This window comes from Marinobacter gelidimuriae, assembly GCF_000372805.1.
GTDB lineage: Bacteria > Pseudomonadota > Gammaproteobacteria > Pseudomonadales > Oleiphilaceae > Marinobacter > Marinobacter gelidimuriae.
The window spans coordinates 13,848-28,223 of sequence record NZ_KB889827.1; the positions used below are offsets into that span (position 1 = coordinate 13,848).

Here is a 14,376-nt window from a genome sequence, read left to right on the forward strand (position 1 = left end):
CATTCCTAACGCCGGCAAGCGTTATCAATCAGTGTTTTCATATCCCGCACGGCTTCTTTCAAACCGGTGAAAACCGCCCGGGCAATAATAGCGTGGCCGATGTTCAGCTCGTTAATGCCGGCAATCGCTGCCACCCGCTCGGTGTTGTGGTAGTTCAAACCGTGGCCTGCATTAACCACCAAACCCTTCTTGCGGGCGTAAGTGACCGCTTCCACCAATACTTTAAAGGCCGCATCCGCATCCGCAGCCGCGCCGCTGGCCTCGGCGTACTCGCCGGTGTGCAATTCAATCACTGGCGCGCCACAGCGCACGGCGGCATCAATCTGAGTTTTGTCCGGGTCGATAAACAGGGATACTTCCGCGCCTATGGCCGCGAGGCGTTCGCAGGCTTTGGCGATGCGGTCTTCCTGGCCTTCAACGTCCAAACCGCCCTCGGTGGTCAGCTCTTCACGCTTTTCAGGCACCAGGCACACGCAAGCCGGACGGATTTGTTCGGCAAAATCCAGCATGGCATCGGTCACCGCCATTTCCAGATTCATTTTGGTTTGCAAGGTATCGCGCAGCAGCAGCACGTCACGGTCTTGAATGTGACGGCGGTCTTCCCGCGGGTGAATGGTAATGCCGTCGGCGCCGGCTTCTTCCGCCAGCAATGCAGCCTGTACCGGATCGGGATACCGCGTGCCGCGGGCCTGACGCAACGTGGCCACGTGATCAATATTCACACCAAGCAATACTCTGGAGTTCATTTTACTGCCCCTGACTGGATAAAAAGTTGGCGGCTGTGCAGCGGTCGCCCCTGTAACAAATAGTCTACCAGCGCACGCATCACCCGCTTGGCGCTGCGGCGCGCGTCAATGTCACTGTAATCATCGGCAGCCAGCGCAAGCAGCGCATCGCCACGAAGTTTTTTCACCCGCACATCGGCACCCGGGCGCTCAACAATGCCCTGCTGCGGATGGTATCCGTAAAACCAGCCCGATTGCACCGGCGCACCGCTATCGGTCGCCAGGTCCCAGGCAAAATCGTACCCCAGGGCCAGCGCCAGACTGCGTTCGAAACGCCGCAGCACTGGTTCCAGCTCGGCGGCAGCGGCCAGCTCGGCCATGGCATCAAGATAGGCAGCAAATAACAACGGATAGGGGTCAGCTGCGGGCAGAACGCGCTGCAGCAATTCATTCAGATAAAAACCGCTGAACAGCGCTTGCGATTGCGCCAGAACCGGCGCATGGCAAACGTCTACCTGGGTCAGGGTTTTCAGGCCCCCGCGGCCGACCCAGTCCAGCAATAGCGGCTGGAAAGGTTGCAACTGAGCCTTGAGCGGGCTTTTTTTGGTGCTGGCGCCGCGGGCAATCAAGTCAACACGGCCATAATTCAGGGTGAACACATCTACCTGCAAGCTGGTTTCACGCCAGGGCCGGCGATGGATCACATAGCCCGGCTCCTGAATCACCTTGCCCCTCATAGAAGAAGCACCTTAGCCCTCATGGCAGACTCAGAAGTCGTTCATGCCCAGGCTTTTCAAAGCCCGTTCACTGTCGGCCCAGCCGCGTTTGACCTTCACCCAAAGCCGCAGCATCACTTTGTTGTCGAACATGCGTTCCATATCGATCCGGGCATCCTGGCCAATGCTGCGCAGGCGGTCGCCCTTATCTCCAATGATGATTTTCTTCTGGCCTTCACGTTCAACCAGTATCACGGCTGATATGTGCAGCGTTTTACCATCGTGCTTAAACTCTTCTATTTCCACCGCCACCGAATAGGGCAATTCGGCACCTAGCTGGCGGGTGATTTTCTCACGCACCATTTCCGAGGCCATAAAGCGCTCGCTGCGGTCGGTAATCTGGTCGTCCGGGTAAAAGTGCACGCTCTGCGGCAGAAAGCGGCCGACACATTCTTCCAGCGGTATCAGATTCGTCTCGCGCAGGGCCGAGACGGGAATCATTTCGGCGAAATCGCGCTTGCGCGACAGCATGTCCAGATGCGGTAGCAGGGTTTCCCGCTTTTCAATCTTGTCGACCTTGTTGATCGCCAGAATCACCGGGCATTTCAAGCTCGAAAGCTTCTCCAGCACCAGTTCATCGGCGGTGGTCCAGGCCAACTGTTCAACCACAAATACCACCACGTCGACACCTTTCAAGGTCGAGGTAGCAGCCTTGTTCATGTATCGGTTTATCGCCCGTGGTTGTTCTTCATGCATACCCGGTGTGTCGACATACACAGCCTGCACCGGGCCAATGGTTTTTATACCCAAAACCTGGTGACGGGTGGTTTGCGGCTTGCGCGAGGTAATACTGAGTTTCTGGCCCAGTATGTGATTCATCAAGGTAGACTTGCCCACATTGGGGCGCCCTACGATGGCCACAAAGCCACAACGGCTGTCAGGGTCTTGCGGGCGGGTTGTATCCGTCATCAATCGTTCTCCACACCCAGTTCTTTCAGGGCATTGCGGGCGGCTTGCTGTTCGGCTATGCGGCGACTGTTGCCGCTGCCTGTGGTTTTGCGCCCCAATGAGGACAGCGCGCAGGATATGTGAAATGTCTGATTGTGGGCTTCACCGTCAACCGACAGAACGTCATAAATCGGCAGCGGAAACTGGCGCGACTGAAGATATTCCTGCAGGCGGGTTTTCGGGTCTTTCTGGGTATCCTGTAAGTCCAGATTCTGCAGGCGCACATCAAACCAGCGCAATATCTGGGCCTGACAGGTAACAAAATCACTGTCCAGATAGATAGCGCCGATGACGGACTCTACCGCATCCGCCAGTATGGATTCACGGCGAAAGCCGCCACTTTTTAGCTCACCTGAACCCAAGCGCAGATAGGAGCCTAAATCAAACTCCCGCCCAATTTCCGCCAGAGTTACGCCCTTGACCATGCGCGCCCGCAAGCGGCTTAGCTGCCCTTCACGGGCTTTGGGAAAGCGCCTGAACAAATGCTCGGCGATCACCATGTTTACAATGGAGTCACCCAGAAACTCAAGGCGTTCATTGTTCTGATTGCCAAAGCTGCGGTGGGTCAGAGCCAGCAGCAAACGTTCCTGGGATTTGAACTGATAACCGATACGTCGCTGCAAGGGCTCAAGGTCGGGCTGTACGCTCATTGGCCACTCATATCGTAAGCGTGCTTGAAGTGCATCACGGCGTCTATGTTACTAATTACCGGCGAGCGCACTTCATAGTCCACCACAATCAGTACCCGGTCACCGTCTTTGTCAACGGTAATACTCTCGGCACTAAGAGTGCGAACATTGTTCACACTCAGGCGCTTATTAATGTGTGAACGCACTTCCGCCGGCCCCATTTCTGACAATCCTTTGGTATCGTTCAGGCCTTCGAGTGCTTTCTGAATGGTGTAATCATCCATGTACGCTGGCCCAAGTTTCAGCAACATAGTCAGCAGACTGCCAAAAAACAGAACCATGACCAGCATGACCAACCCGGATGCGCCGCGCTGCCTGTTTATATCTGACCAGTTGTTGTTGTTCATCCCCTGCATCCTCATTAGGTTTCCCATTAGTCTAAGCCACCCACCCGGCGAAACGATGGCAAGCTGGCCAGCGACTCCCAGTGCATCCAGATGGCAAAGGCCTTGCCGACAACAAGGTCGTCTGGAACCGTGCCCCAGTAGCGGCTGTCATTACTGTTGTCACGGTTGTCACCCATTACAAAATAGTGGCCTTCGGGCACTTGCCATTCGCCTTCACCGCCGGTACCCAGACGGCCCTTGGTCAGAAAAATATCGTGTTCTACCCCCCCTAGCTGTTCGCGCCTGTATTCGTTGGGCGGCAGACGCGCCACAAATCGCGATTCCACCTTTTCACCGTTTATGAACAGAGTTTTATCGCGGTAGCGAATCTGGTCACCGGGCAACCCAATCACTCGCTTTATGTAGTTGGTTTTGCGGTCTTCAGGGTAGCGGAATACCATTACATCACCGCGGCCTGGATCGTCGATGCTGACCACTTTTGAGCCCAGAACCGGCAGCCGAAGGCCATAAGCAAACTTGTTTACCAGAATGAAATCGCCCACCTCCAGGGTAGGCAACATAGAGCCAGAGGGAATCTGGAATGGCTCTACCAGAAACGAACGCAGAACCAACACAATGGCCAATACCGGGAAAAACGAACGGCTCAGCTCGACCAGATAAGGCTCTTTTACGGCCGAGTCTTTCTCTGAGGCCACGGCACTCGCTTTAGCGGCGCGGCGCGGGCGTAAAAACAGCGTGTCGGCGAGCCAGACCAAACCCGTTGCAAAGGTCAGAATGACCAAAATCAGCGGAAAATCGATATCCATTCAGATGCCTACTTATCAGATGCCTGTTTATCAGGTGCCTGTTTATCAGACGCCTAATTTTTGTCGATTTTCTAGTTGTCGATTTTCAATACCGCTAGAAACGCGTCTTGGGGCACTTCTACGTTACCCACTTGCTTCATGCGTTTTTTACCGTCTTTCTGCTTTTGCAGCAGTTTCTTTTTGCGACTGACATCGCCGCCGTAACATTTGGCGGTCACGTTCTTACGCAAGGCTTTCACCGTCACTCGTGACACTACCTGGTTGCCAATAGCCGCCTGAATGGCAATATCAAACATCTGCCGCGGAATCAGCTCTTTCATTTTTTCCACCAGTTGACGGCCCTTGTGATTCGCCAGTTCACGGTGAACAATCAAGGCCAGAGCATCCACCCGCTCACCGTTGATCAGCACGTCCAGGCGCACAAGATTGGCGGCCTGAAACCGAATGAAGTGGTAATCCAGTGAAGCGAAGCCTCGGCTGACGGATTTTAGCCGGTCGAAAAAGTCGAGAACCACTTCGGCCATGGGCAGCTCGTAGGTGAGCTGCACCTGCCTGGTGGTGAAGTGCATGCTTTTTTGTACGCCGCGCTTTTGCTCACACAGGGCGATTACATTCCCTAAATGCTCTTGCGGCACCAAAATATTGGCTTGCACAATAGGCTCACGCATTTCTTCAATGGAGCCAATATCCGGCAACTTCGAGGGGCTGTCTACCGATGAGGTCTCACCCTGCTTAGTAACCACTTCATAGATTACTGTGGGCGCGGTGGTAACCAGATCAATATCGTACTCGCGCTCCAGCCGTTCCTGAATAATTTCCATGTGCAGCATGCCCAGAAAACCACAGCGGAAACCAAAGCCCAAAGCATCGGAGCTTTCCGGCTCGAAAAACAGGGACGCGTCATTCAGCGTCAGTTTATCAAGCGCATCACGGAAATCGTTGTAATCTTCGGAACTGACCGGAAACAGACCCGCGTATACCTGCGGCTGAATTTTCTTGAAACCCGGCAACATAGGGGTTTCGTCGGCAAACTTGTGGTGCACGATGGTGTCGCCCACCGGCGCACCATGGATGGCTTTGATACCGGCAATCACAAAACCGACATCACCCGCTTCCAGAATGTTGGTGTCGTGGGGTTTTGGGTTAAAAATACCCACTTTGTCCGCATTCCAGGCCTTACCTGTCGATTTGATAACAATTTTGTCGCCCTTTCGGAGTACGCCCTGGGTCACCCGCACCAGCGACACAACACCCAAGTAGTTATCAAACCAGGAATCGATAATCAGTGCCTGCAGCGGCGCCGAACGATCGCCGGTTGGCGGTGGAATTTTCTGGATCAGATCTTCCAGCACGTCTTCCACACCCATGCCGCTCTTTGCCGAGCAGCGTACAGCGCTGCTGGCGTCTATTCCGATGATGTCTTCAATCTCGGCGGCTACGCGCTCCGGCTCTGCCTGCGGCAAATCCATCTTGTTCAGCACCGGCACCACTTCCAGGCCCTGTTCAATGGCTGTGTAGCAGTTGGCCACTGACTGGGCTTCAACGCCCTGCCCGGCGTCTACTACCAGCAGCGCACCTTCGCACGCGTAGAGTGAACGCGACACTTCGTAGGAAAAGTCTACGTGCCCCGGCGTATCAATAAAGTTGAGCTTGTAAATCTGGCCGTCACGAGCGGTGTAATTCAGGGTCACGCACTGCGCTTTGATAGTAATACCGCGTTCACGCTCAATATCCATGGAATCAAGCACCTGCTCCGCCATTTCACGGGAGGTCAGGCCACCGCAGGTCTGGATAAACCGGTCTGCGAGTGTGGATTTGCCATGGTCAATGTGGGCGATAATAGAGAAGTTACGGATTCGGCTCAGTTCAGTCACAGACAATGAATACTCGTATAAGACACAGGATTGAGCCCGGAAAGGGCCGCTGCCGGACTCGGCAACGGCGGAATTTTACAGTTTACCGGCCGCCATTGCCATGGCTGTCGGCGGCCGGGTTTGAAGAGATGCTAAGGTTTCATGACCAGATAGAGCGCACGTCCCTGGCGCACTACGCGCACTGGCACGGCGCGATCGTCGACCAGATTGCCGGCAATGTTGCGGAAGTCCGCCACCGACGTCACCGCTTTGCGATCGATTTCAGTGATCACGTCATTGGGGCGTATGCCTGCGTCGAAAGCAGCGCCACCCTGAACATCAGCCACTAATACGCCGGCACTGATGCCCTGAGCATCGGTCATGCTCGCCGGCAGCGGCTCAACGCTCAGGCCGAATAGCGACGAAGCACGGTCGTCCGGGGCTGTGGGGCTCTGCGCCTGGGCGCCACGTTCGTCCGGAAGCTGGCCAATTTTAACGTCAATAGATATTTCGTTGCCGCCACGCAGTACCGTCAAACGCGCTGACTCACCAATCGGCGTGCGCCCTACCATCGGCGGCAAATCAGATGACAGCTGCAATTCTTCGCCGTCATAGGCCAGCACAATATCACCAGACTGCAAACCAGCGGCTTCTGCCGGTGAACCACCAAGCACTTCGGCAACCAGCGCGCCGCGCGGACGCTTCAAGCCAAAACTCTCGGCCAGATCACGGTTCACTTCCTGAATAAGCACGCCCAGCCAACCACGGGATACGCTGCCATTGTCGCGGATCTGGCGGAATACGCTCATGGCGTCATCGATCGGAATGGCGAAAGACACCCCCATAAAGCCGCCGGAACGGGTATAAATCTGGGAGTTGATGCCAATCACATCGCCGTCCATGTTGAACAACGGCCCGCCGGAATTACCGGGATTGATAGCCACATCGGTCTGGATAAAAGGCACGTAGTTTTCGCTAGGTAGGGAGCGGCCAAGAGCGCTGACGATGCCGGCGGTGACGGTATAGTCAAAGCCAAAGGGTGAACCGATGGCAAAAACCCACTCGCCCACTTTTAAATCTTTCGATTTGCCCACTTGAACCACAGGCAGGTCGTCACCGGTTTCAATTTTCAGCACGGCCATATCGGAGCGCGGATCCGTGCCAATCATGCGAGCGGGCAGCTCACGGCGGTCGTTCAAGCGCACAATAATTTCGTCGGCGCCCTCTACTACGTGGTTGTTGGTCAGCACGTAGCCATCGCGGGACACAATAAAACCGGATCCCATAGACTGGGTTGGCTGGGCGCGACCACCGTGGGGATTACCGGAGCCGGGGCCACGGAAGAAATCCTGGAAGAATTCTGGCATCTGCTCAAGCTGACGTTCATCAAAAGGCAGATTCTGGAAACGGCTTGTATTTTCCGGCGCTGCCGAGGTGGTGCTGATATTCACCACTGCACCGGCATTGTCTTCCACCAACTCGGTAAAGTCAGGCAGGCCACGGGCTTGGGTAGCTTGGCTCCATATCAGCAGTATCATCAGACTAGTGGACAGCAGCGCAGCCCACATCAAAGAAACGAAGTTGGTGGACTGCCTGGCAGCCACAACCGAGGGTATTTTTGGCATTGAGCAACTCCCGCAATGAGTTCTGAGCTGACCTAAACAGCCAGCGAACAGTATTAACAAATGAGTGTGTGAGGGCACTTCCCGTTATTTCAATATACGAGCGTTGGAAGAAATTATAACGCTTGGGGCAGGGACGTTCTTATTAACCTTCATTAAGTGTGGCTGATAATCACCGGGCATGCGGCGCTGCCATAGCCTTGCGACTAAAAAGCCCGCACCCAAGCCAAGGCCAGCGGCCAGGATAGCTACGCCGTCGCTGCCCGGCACCAGCTGGCTTGCAGCCATGCTCGCAACGACCATCAACAGCAGCGGTAACGCATACACCATTAACGACGCCTGCAATAGCGCCTGTTCCGCAATGCCCAGAGTTACATCGTCGCCCACACCCGCGTGCAGGCTGTTCAGAACTTGCACTTGATTGGCCCGACCACCGCTGGCAGCCGCCAGCACTCGCTGACCACAGCCACTGCGAACAGTGCAGCTCTGACACGCGCTCTGGCGAATGGTTTGCACCCAGACGGTGTTGCCAGACACCGCTACCACCCGGCCGCTTTCGGTGATCACCGGCTTGCGCCCTGATGCTCGATCAGGCTTGCGGTGGCGCTATCAGCATTAGCACCATCGACATTAGAACTATCAACCGCAGCGCTGTCAAAACGCACCGACTCTGCCACTTTACGGGCGGTGACCGGAGGCACTTCGCCGACCACCGAGATCAATACCTGACGCCCGTCTGACTGCACTGGCCGCAAATACACCGTGGTAGCACCAATACGCGATGCACCTGTCGGCATATCCAGGCTTGCAACGTCTTCTACAAACACCGAAAAAGCCGCTAAACCATCACTGAACGCAATCACCTGGCGTTTATCCGATCGCGGCGTAGCCGCGGGCTCAAAACCCGCGGGCAACCAATCCAACGACCAACCTTGCAGGCGGGTCACCAGTTCGGTGGCCGAACTGCCAGGCTCAAGGCTGATGGTACTGGTTTGATTCTTGTCTGCCGTTGCTATCTGCAGCTCGCTATCGGCGATATCATCGGTAATATCGAGACTGGTGAACTGGAAATGCTCCAGGATCTGGTCGTCGGCGTTACGGGTTTGGCTTTTCACCAGCAGGCCGGTGTCTTTTTCCAGCCACAAGCGATAGCTGTAGCGGTAAGGGTCATTAGCGGTCAAGGCAATTTTTACAGCGGCGTAGCCTGCTACGCGGCCCTCTCCCAGCATTTGCGCCTGGTACCAGCGCGTCGCAGGCAATAGCTGATCACTAAACGAGTCAGCCAGCGGCTCGGAGGGAATAATAGCATCTAGTGTGACGGTATCTTGGGCTGGCAACACGCAAATAACCTCCATGCCACGACGCACAATTTCGCCGCTCCCGCCGTCCTGAATAACCAGTCTTTCCTCAACCATACTGCCGTTGTAGCGGTGGGCCACTTGCATGGACTGCACCTGCTGGCCGCGGCCGTACACAAACACACCCCGGTAGGAGGTCATGTTCATGGCCGGGCCCAGGCGCTGCAACCACTTGACCGCTTCTGCGCTATTGGCGGTTTGGGGCTGCGCTTCGGTCGCCTGTGCCGCAGCCGGCATCCACAAACCCATAACCGCAAGGGCCAGGAAAAAACGCAACCATACTGTGCCTGCCTGCCCGTTCACGGTTTAATAACCCCCTGCATCAACGCTGACCAGGCGCGCATAGCCCACCGAGCCCCGACCGGCACCCACACTGTTATGCTGGGCGTGTTCCAGCAGATAACGGTGAATCTGCTGCCGCTGCCTGTCATCCAGGCCCTGCAGCGATACTTCGCTGACCGAAGCAACCGTTGCAGCCGCGTTTGGTTCCGCTGAGGCCTGAGCAGCAATCAGCTCCGGCTCAGCGGCGCTTTGCCAGCCCGAACCCGCGCCAAAACCCACCACCAGCGCCATCGCAATCATGGCCACCGCGGGCCAGTGCCAGCGCTGACGGCCGATTGTCTTTACCGCACGGTGTTCTGACGCTGGCACCCCGCCGTCAAGGCGCTGCCAAACACCGGCACTGACATCGGCGGCCGGCGAGACCGAGTCAGCCGCGGCGCCTGTGCCATGCATCAGGTCGTGAATCTGCTGCCAGCGTTGCCACTGGCCGCGCACCTCATCCTGGTCGGAAAAGGACAGCAAACGCCGCACAGCGAGTTCGTCTGCTTCGTCGTCCATCATGGCCGACAGGGTTTCTCTGAGACGATCATCCATGGGATGCAACCTCAATTGCTTGCAGAATGGTTGAGCAAGGGGCCAAGATGGCGGTCTACCGCATCCCGGGCCCGAAAAATACGGGAACGCACCGTGCCAATCGGGCATTCCAGTATGCGGGCAATGTCTTCGTAACTCAGGCCATCATATTCTCGTAACAAAAACGCCGAACGCAATTCTTCCGGCAGTGCATCTATGGCTTTGTTCAAGGCCTGCTGTAGCTGGTCGCGCTGCAGCAGCTTCTCTGGCGAAGCAATATCCCGCAGGCGTTGGCCATCGTCGTAGTTTTCCGCGTCCGCCGAATCCGCGCTGCCCTGCGGGCGCCGGCTGCGCGCTTCCAGATAATTTTTAGCCGTATTAACCGCGATGCGGTAAAGCCAGGTGTAAAATGCGCTGTCACCGCGAAAACGGTCAATAGCGCGAAAGGCCTTAACGAAAGTTTCTTGGGTAAGATCCATCACTTCGTGGCTGTCGAATACATAACGACTGATGATAGACGCTACTCGCGACTGGTATTTCAGCACCAGCAGATCGAATGCAGCGCGGTCGCCATTGCGTACCTTGCGCACCAACTGCAAGTCGGTCTGGCTGTCGCCCTGGTCGGGGGCTGTCTGATCGATACTGGACGTCATGGACGGTTTGCCGGCACTCGCTGGTTCGGTGGCCTGAGTTTCGGCCTGCTTGAGAATGGAATGTATCATGCTGCTGCCCGGCGTCCATTAATGGAGTATTCGGGAAAAACGACCGCTTAAAAGCGACTTCCCGGTTCTGGCAAATGGACAGCGAGCACAAAGTTTAGTTCAATACACATCCACATTATGGCCTGTGATACCAACCCAATGCCACAATCCTTCGAGTTCGATGTACTGGTGATCGGCAGTGGAGCTGCCGGTTTGACGGTGGCTCTGAATCTGCCGCCCCATTTGCAAGTCTGCGTCCTCAGCAAAGCGGCCATCAGCAGTGGCGCCACGCTCTGGGCCCAGGGCGGAATTGCGGCGGTTCTTGACGGGGAAGACTCCGTTGAAAACCACATTCAGGACACCCTGGACGCCGGAGCAGGCCTCTGCCACAAAGACGCTGTACGCTTTACTGTAGAGCACAGCAAGGCCAGCGTTGACTGGCTGGTTGATTCCGGCGTGGACTTCACTCGCGATAACAACGCCGCTTTTCACCTGACACGCGAGGGTGGCCACAGCCATCGCCGCATTATCCACGCTGCAGATGCTACCGGGCAGGCCGTGTCTACCACCCTGGTGGCCCAAGCCGAAGCACGAGCCAATATCACGCTGATGTCTGGCCGGGTCGCGGTAGATCTGATCACCAACCGCAAACTGTCGCTGCCTGGCAATCGCTGCGTGGGCGCTTACGTGCTGAATCTCGACGACAATCACGTTGAATTGATCCGTGCCCGCTTTACGGTAATCGCCACCGGAGGGGCCTCCAAGGCCTACCGCTACACCACCAACCCAGACGGTGCTTCTGGTGACGGCATCGCCATGGCCTGGCGTGCGGGCTGCCGCGTCGCCAATATGGAATTCAACCAGTTTCACCCGACCTGCCTGTACCACCCCCACGCCAAATCGTTTCTAATCAGCGAAGCTCTGCGCGGCGAAGGTGGGCATTTGAAGTTGCCGGACGGCAGCCGCTTTATGGACCGTTTCGACAGTCGTGCGGAACTGGCACCCAGAGACATTGTTGCCCGCGCCATCGATCACGAGATGAAACGCCTGGGCGCAGACCACGTGTATCTGGACATCAGCCACAAGCCGGCAGATTTTATAAAACATCACTTCCCGACCATTTACGAAACCTGCCTGACCTATGGCATTGATATCACCTGCGAGCCAATTCCAGTGGTACCAGCTGCTCATTACACCTGTGGTGGCATCATTAGCGACCAACGCGCCAGAACCGATATCAACCAGCTTTACGTGGTCGGCGAAGCCGCTTTTACCGGCCTGCACGGTGCCAACCGCATGGCCAGCAACTCTCTGCTGGAATGCCTGGTGTATGGCCGCGCTGCCGCGGAAGACATTACCCGCCGGGAAGCCGACATACCGGCCGTGCCAGATGTTCCGGAGTGGGATGAAAGCCAGGTTCGCGATTCTGATGAAGACGTAGTCATTTCCCACAACTGGGACGAACTGCGCCATTTTATGTGGGACTATGTCGGCATAGTTCGCACCACGAAACGCTTGCAGCGTGCCAAGCACCGGGTCGATTTGCTGTCTCGGGAAATTGGCGATTTTTACAGTAATTACCGGGTATCCAACGATTTGCTGGAACTGCGCAATCTGGTTACCGTGGCAGACCTTATTATCTGTTCCGCGCTGCAAAGGCACGAAAGCCGTGGCCTTCACTACACCCTGGATTATCCGGGGCTGCAGGCAGAAGCCCGTGACACCCTATTGGTACCCACCACGTACCGTACCTCTGAACCCTGACACCCCATAGGGGTGATACCAGGTAGCACCAAACCCAAAACTGACAGGATGCGATATGTCTGAAACCCAAATCACCTCAAACTCTCCCGAGTTCAAGCGCTTATGGTGGCACAGCCGCCGCGGTATGCTGGAACTGGATAATCTCCTGGTGCCGTTTCTGGAGCAGGCCTACTGTGATTTGAACCCAAATGACCAAGCCTGCTATGAAAAACTGCTGACGTGTGAAGACAGCGACATGTTCGAGTGGTTTATGCAACGCAACAAGTCTGACGACCCGGACCTGCAGCGCATCGTTGAGGTTATTCTGAAACGTGTCCAGCCGGATTGATATCAGACTGCGCCCAACCGGGCTGGTGGGTGCTATCGCCGCCCTACCCTGGTTGGTGCTAGCGGGTTTTGTGAGTTTACTGTCCACTGACGGCCATGTGTGGCTGTTGACGATGGTTCCTTTAGCTGCCGTTGGTGCGTTTCATGCCGTTCGCAGCCACGGCTTGCTGCTAGGGCAACATTGCGTGGTCGGATTGCGCCTTCATGACGGCCAACTGTGGGCCTTACACCACGACAGCGCGGCGGTCGCCGTCAATCCGGGCCCTGGCAGCCGCATCGGCGCCCGCTTCAGTGTTCTGCAATTACGCCAGGCCCACAGCAACCGCTATTACACAACGGTATTGCTGCTCAGCGGCGGCCGTGGCAACCTGCCCTCAGACGATGCGCGCCGTTTGCGCCTGTGGCTGAGGCTCGGGCAAAAACCTATGCCCGCCAACGTTTGACCCCATTTGCATTTGTTTTGCGGAGTTTGTAATGAGCGATAACACCACAGCCCTGTCGGCTGACAACCCCACTGCACACTCTATTGCCCACTCCATTGCAAACGCGATAGCAGAGCAACCACTGCCAGAAAACAACTGGGCAGAGCTGAATGACCGCCTGATGCTGACGGTCAGTGGAGCTGGCACCGATAAATTTTTGCAAGGCCAGTTCAGCCAGAACGTGAGCGAAGTCATCGCGGGTAAGTCCCTGCATGCAGCCGCCAGTAATCGCAAAGGCCGGGCCTACGCCCTGGTGCGTATGGTGCGCCACGATGACGCTATTCTGATGGACTTTAGCCGCGAGCTGGCGGATGCCACTGAGGCCGAGCTGCGCAAGTATTTGATGCTGTTTCGCGGCACCACCATGGCCCGCCTGGATGACAGCAAAATCATCGGCATCTTTGGCAGTGAACTGGCGCAGGCGGTTGCTGGTGAACAGGCTGCGCTAGTCACCGATCTGCGGCAACCCGGAGACACCCTGGCCACTGGGCACGGCCATCTGATTTTGCTCGAGCCTTCCATCGAAGGCCCTGCGCGCTATGAGCTCTGGTCACCGGACGGCGCCTTACCCGATGTACTCCAAACCAAACGTCAATGCAGCCTGGCTACCTGGCAAGCCGGACAAATTGCCGCCGGGGTGCCATGGCTGACCAGCGCAACCGCCGGCGCCTACGTACCACAAATGCTGAACTGGCAACATTTGGGAGGCGTCCACTTCAAGAAAGGCTGTTACACCGGCCAGGAAGTTATTGCGCGCATGCACTTTCTCGGGCAGCTGAAAAAGAGCCTTTACCGGCTGGCCGTTACCGCCGATGCAGCACCGGCCGTTGGCGACGCTATCAGCAATGGCGAACGCAACGTGGGCGAAGTGGTCAATACCTTGCAGACCGGGCCGCAGCAGTATCATTTACTGGCGGTCATTCGCCATGACGCTGCAAATGGTCCGCTAACACTGGCAAACAGCGCCGATGCCAAGATACAGCTGTGCCCACTGGCGTACGCCGTGCCGGAACGCGAACAGCCGCAGAAGACGGCAGATACATAATGTGACAGGCAAGCGCCGCCGAATTTGCTATAAACTAGTGTCACGATGCGGATACCCAACAGGCCACAGGCCCGCGCT

The 14,376-nt window shown here is 56.4% G+C and carries 16 protein-coding genes; 4 read left to right on the top strand and 12 right to left on the bottom strand.

Annotated features, from left to right (window positions below; all coding sequences use genetic code 11):
- Positions 1-5: 5 nt before the first annotated feature.
- The 12 genes from pdxJ to rpoE form a co-directional block, all read right to left on the bottom strand.
- A complete protein-coding gene (gene pdxJ, locus A3OI_RS0100050; protein WP_018402320.1) occupies positions 6-746 on the bottom strand; it encodes a pyridoxine 5'-phosphate synthase in 741 nt (246 codons plus the stop codon).
- Positions 743-1,462, bottom strand: a complete 720-nt coding sequence (recO, locus tag A3OI_RS0100055; RefSeq protein ID WP_018402321.1) for a DNA repair protein RecO — start codon at positions 1,460-1,462, stop codon at positions 743-745. The genes pdxJ and recO overlap by 4 nt, the downstream gene beginning before the upstream one ends.
- Before the next feature lie 30 nt (positions 1,463-1,492).
- The gene (era, locus tag A3OI_RS0100060) at positions 1,493-2,410 is read right to left on the bottom strand and encodes a GTPase Era (protein ID WP_018402322.1); all 918 of its coding nucleotides are present in this window, start codon (positions 2,408-2,410) and stop codon (positions 1,493-1,495) included.
- Complete coding sequence (gene rnc, locus A3OI_RS0100065; RefSeq protein ID WP_018402323.1) at positions 2,410-3,099, bottom strand: ribonuclease III; 690 nt, start codon at positions 3,097-3,099, stop codon at positions 2,410-2,412. Before rnc ends, era begins: the two co-directional genes overlap by 1 nt.
- The gene (locus A3OI_RS0100070; protein WP_018402324.1) at positions 3,096-3,485 is read right to left on the bottom strand and encodes a DUF4845 domain-containing protein; all 390 of its coding nucleotides are present in this window, start codon (positions 3,483-3,485) and stop codon (positions 3,096-3,098) included. The genes rnc and A3OI_RS0100070 overlap by 4 nt, the downstream gene beginning before the upstream one ends.
- A 26-nt stretch (positions 3,486-3,511) precedes the next feature.
- Positions 3,512-4,291, bottom strand: a complete 780-nt coding sequence (gene lepB / locus A3OI_RS0100075) for a signal peptidase I (RefSeq protein ID WP_018402325.1) — start codon at positions 4,289-4,291, stop codon at positions 3,512-3,514.
- A 71-nt stretch (positions 4,292-4,362) separates the two neighbouring features.
- On the bottom strand, positions 4,363-6,165 hold the full coding sequence (gene lepA / locus A3OI_RS0100080; RefSeq protein ID WP_018402326.1) for a translation elongation factor 4: 1,803 nt from the start codon (positions 6,163-6,165) through the stop codon (positions 4,363-4,365).
- A 131-nt stretch (positions 6,166-6,296) separates the two neighbouring features.
- Positions 6,297-7,769 (bottom strand): DegQ family serine endoprotease, encoded by a 1,473-nt coding sequence (locus A3OI_RS0100085; RefSeq protein WP_018402327.1) that lies wholly within the window; start codon positions 7,767-7,769, stop codon positions 6,297-6,299.
- An 84-nt stretch (positions 7,770-7,853) separates the two neighbouring features.
- Positions 7,854-8,333 carry a SoxR reducing system RseC family protein gene (locus A3OI_RS0100090; RefSeq protein ID WP_018402328.1) on the bottom strand — a complete coding sequence of 160 codons (480 nt, stop codon included), beginning with the start codon at positions 8,331-8,333 and terminating at the stop codon, positions 7,854-7,856.
- Complete coding sequence (locus tag A3OI_RS0100095) at positions 8,330-9,400, bottom strand: MucB/RseB C-terminal domain-containing protein (protein ID WP_018402329.1); 1,071 nt, start codon at positions 9,398-9,400, stop codon at positions 8,330-8,332. The genes A3OI_RS0100090 and A3OI_RS0100095 overlap by 4 nt, the downstream gene beginning before the upstream one ends.
- 30 nt (positions 9,401-9,430) lie before the next feature.
- On the bottom strand, positions 9,431-10,000 hold the full coding sequence (locus tag A3OI_RS0100100) for a sigma-E factor negative regulatory protein (protein ID WP_018402330.1): 570 nt from the start codon (positions 9,998-10,000) through the stop codon (positions 9,431-9,433).
- A gap of 11 nt (positions 10,001-10,011) precedes the next feature.
- On the bottom strand, positions 10,012-10,701 hold the full coding sequence (gene rpoE, locus A3OI_RS0100105) for an RNA polymerase sigma factor RpoE (RefSeq protein WP_018402331.1): 690 nt from the start codon (positions 10,699-10,701) through the stop codon (positions 10,012-10,014).
- Between the two features lie 138 nt (positions 10,702-10,839).
- Between rpoE and nadB the strand changes: the two genes are divergently transcribed.
- Genes nadB through ygfZ form a run of 4 tightly spaced genes read left to right on the top strand, consistent with a single transcriptional unit; the run spans position 10,840 to position 14,298 of the window.
- Complete coding sequence (nadB, locus tag A3OI_RS0100110) at positions 10,840-12,444, top strand: L-aspartate oxidase (RefSeq protein ID WP_177313665.1); 1,605 nt, start codon at positions 10,840-10,842, stop codon at positions 12,442-12,444.
- Positions 12,445-12,499: 55 nt separating this feature from the next.
- Positions 12,500-12,772 carry an FAD assembly factor SdhE gene (locus A3OI_RS0100115; protein ID WP_007350845.1) on the top strand — a complete coding sequence of 91 codons (273 nt, stop codon included), beginning with the start codon at positions 12,500-12,502 and terminating at the stop codon, positions 12,770-12,772.
- A complete protein-coding gene (locus A3OI_RS0100120) occupies positions 12,756-13,214 on the top strand; it encodes a hypothetical protein (protein WP_018402333.1) in 459 nt (152 codons plus the stop codon). Before A3OI_RS0100115 ends, A3OI_RS0100120 begins: the two co-directional genes overlap by 17 nt.
- A 31-nt stretch (positions 13,215-13,245) precedes the next feature.
- Positions 13,246-14,298, top strand: coding sequence for a CAF17-like 4Fe-4S cluster assembly/insertion protein YgfZ (gene ygfZ / locus A3OI_RS0100125; RefSeq protein ID WP_018402334.1), 1,053 nt, complete (start codon positions 13,246-13,248; stop codon positions 14,296-14,298).
- The last annotated feature ends 78 nt before the right edge of the window (positions 14,299-14,376 follow it).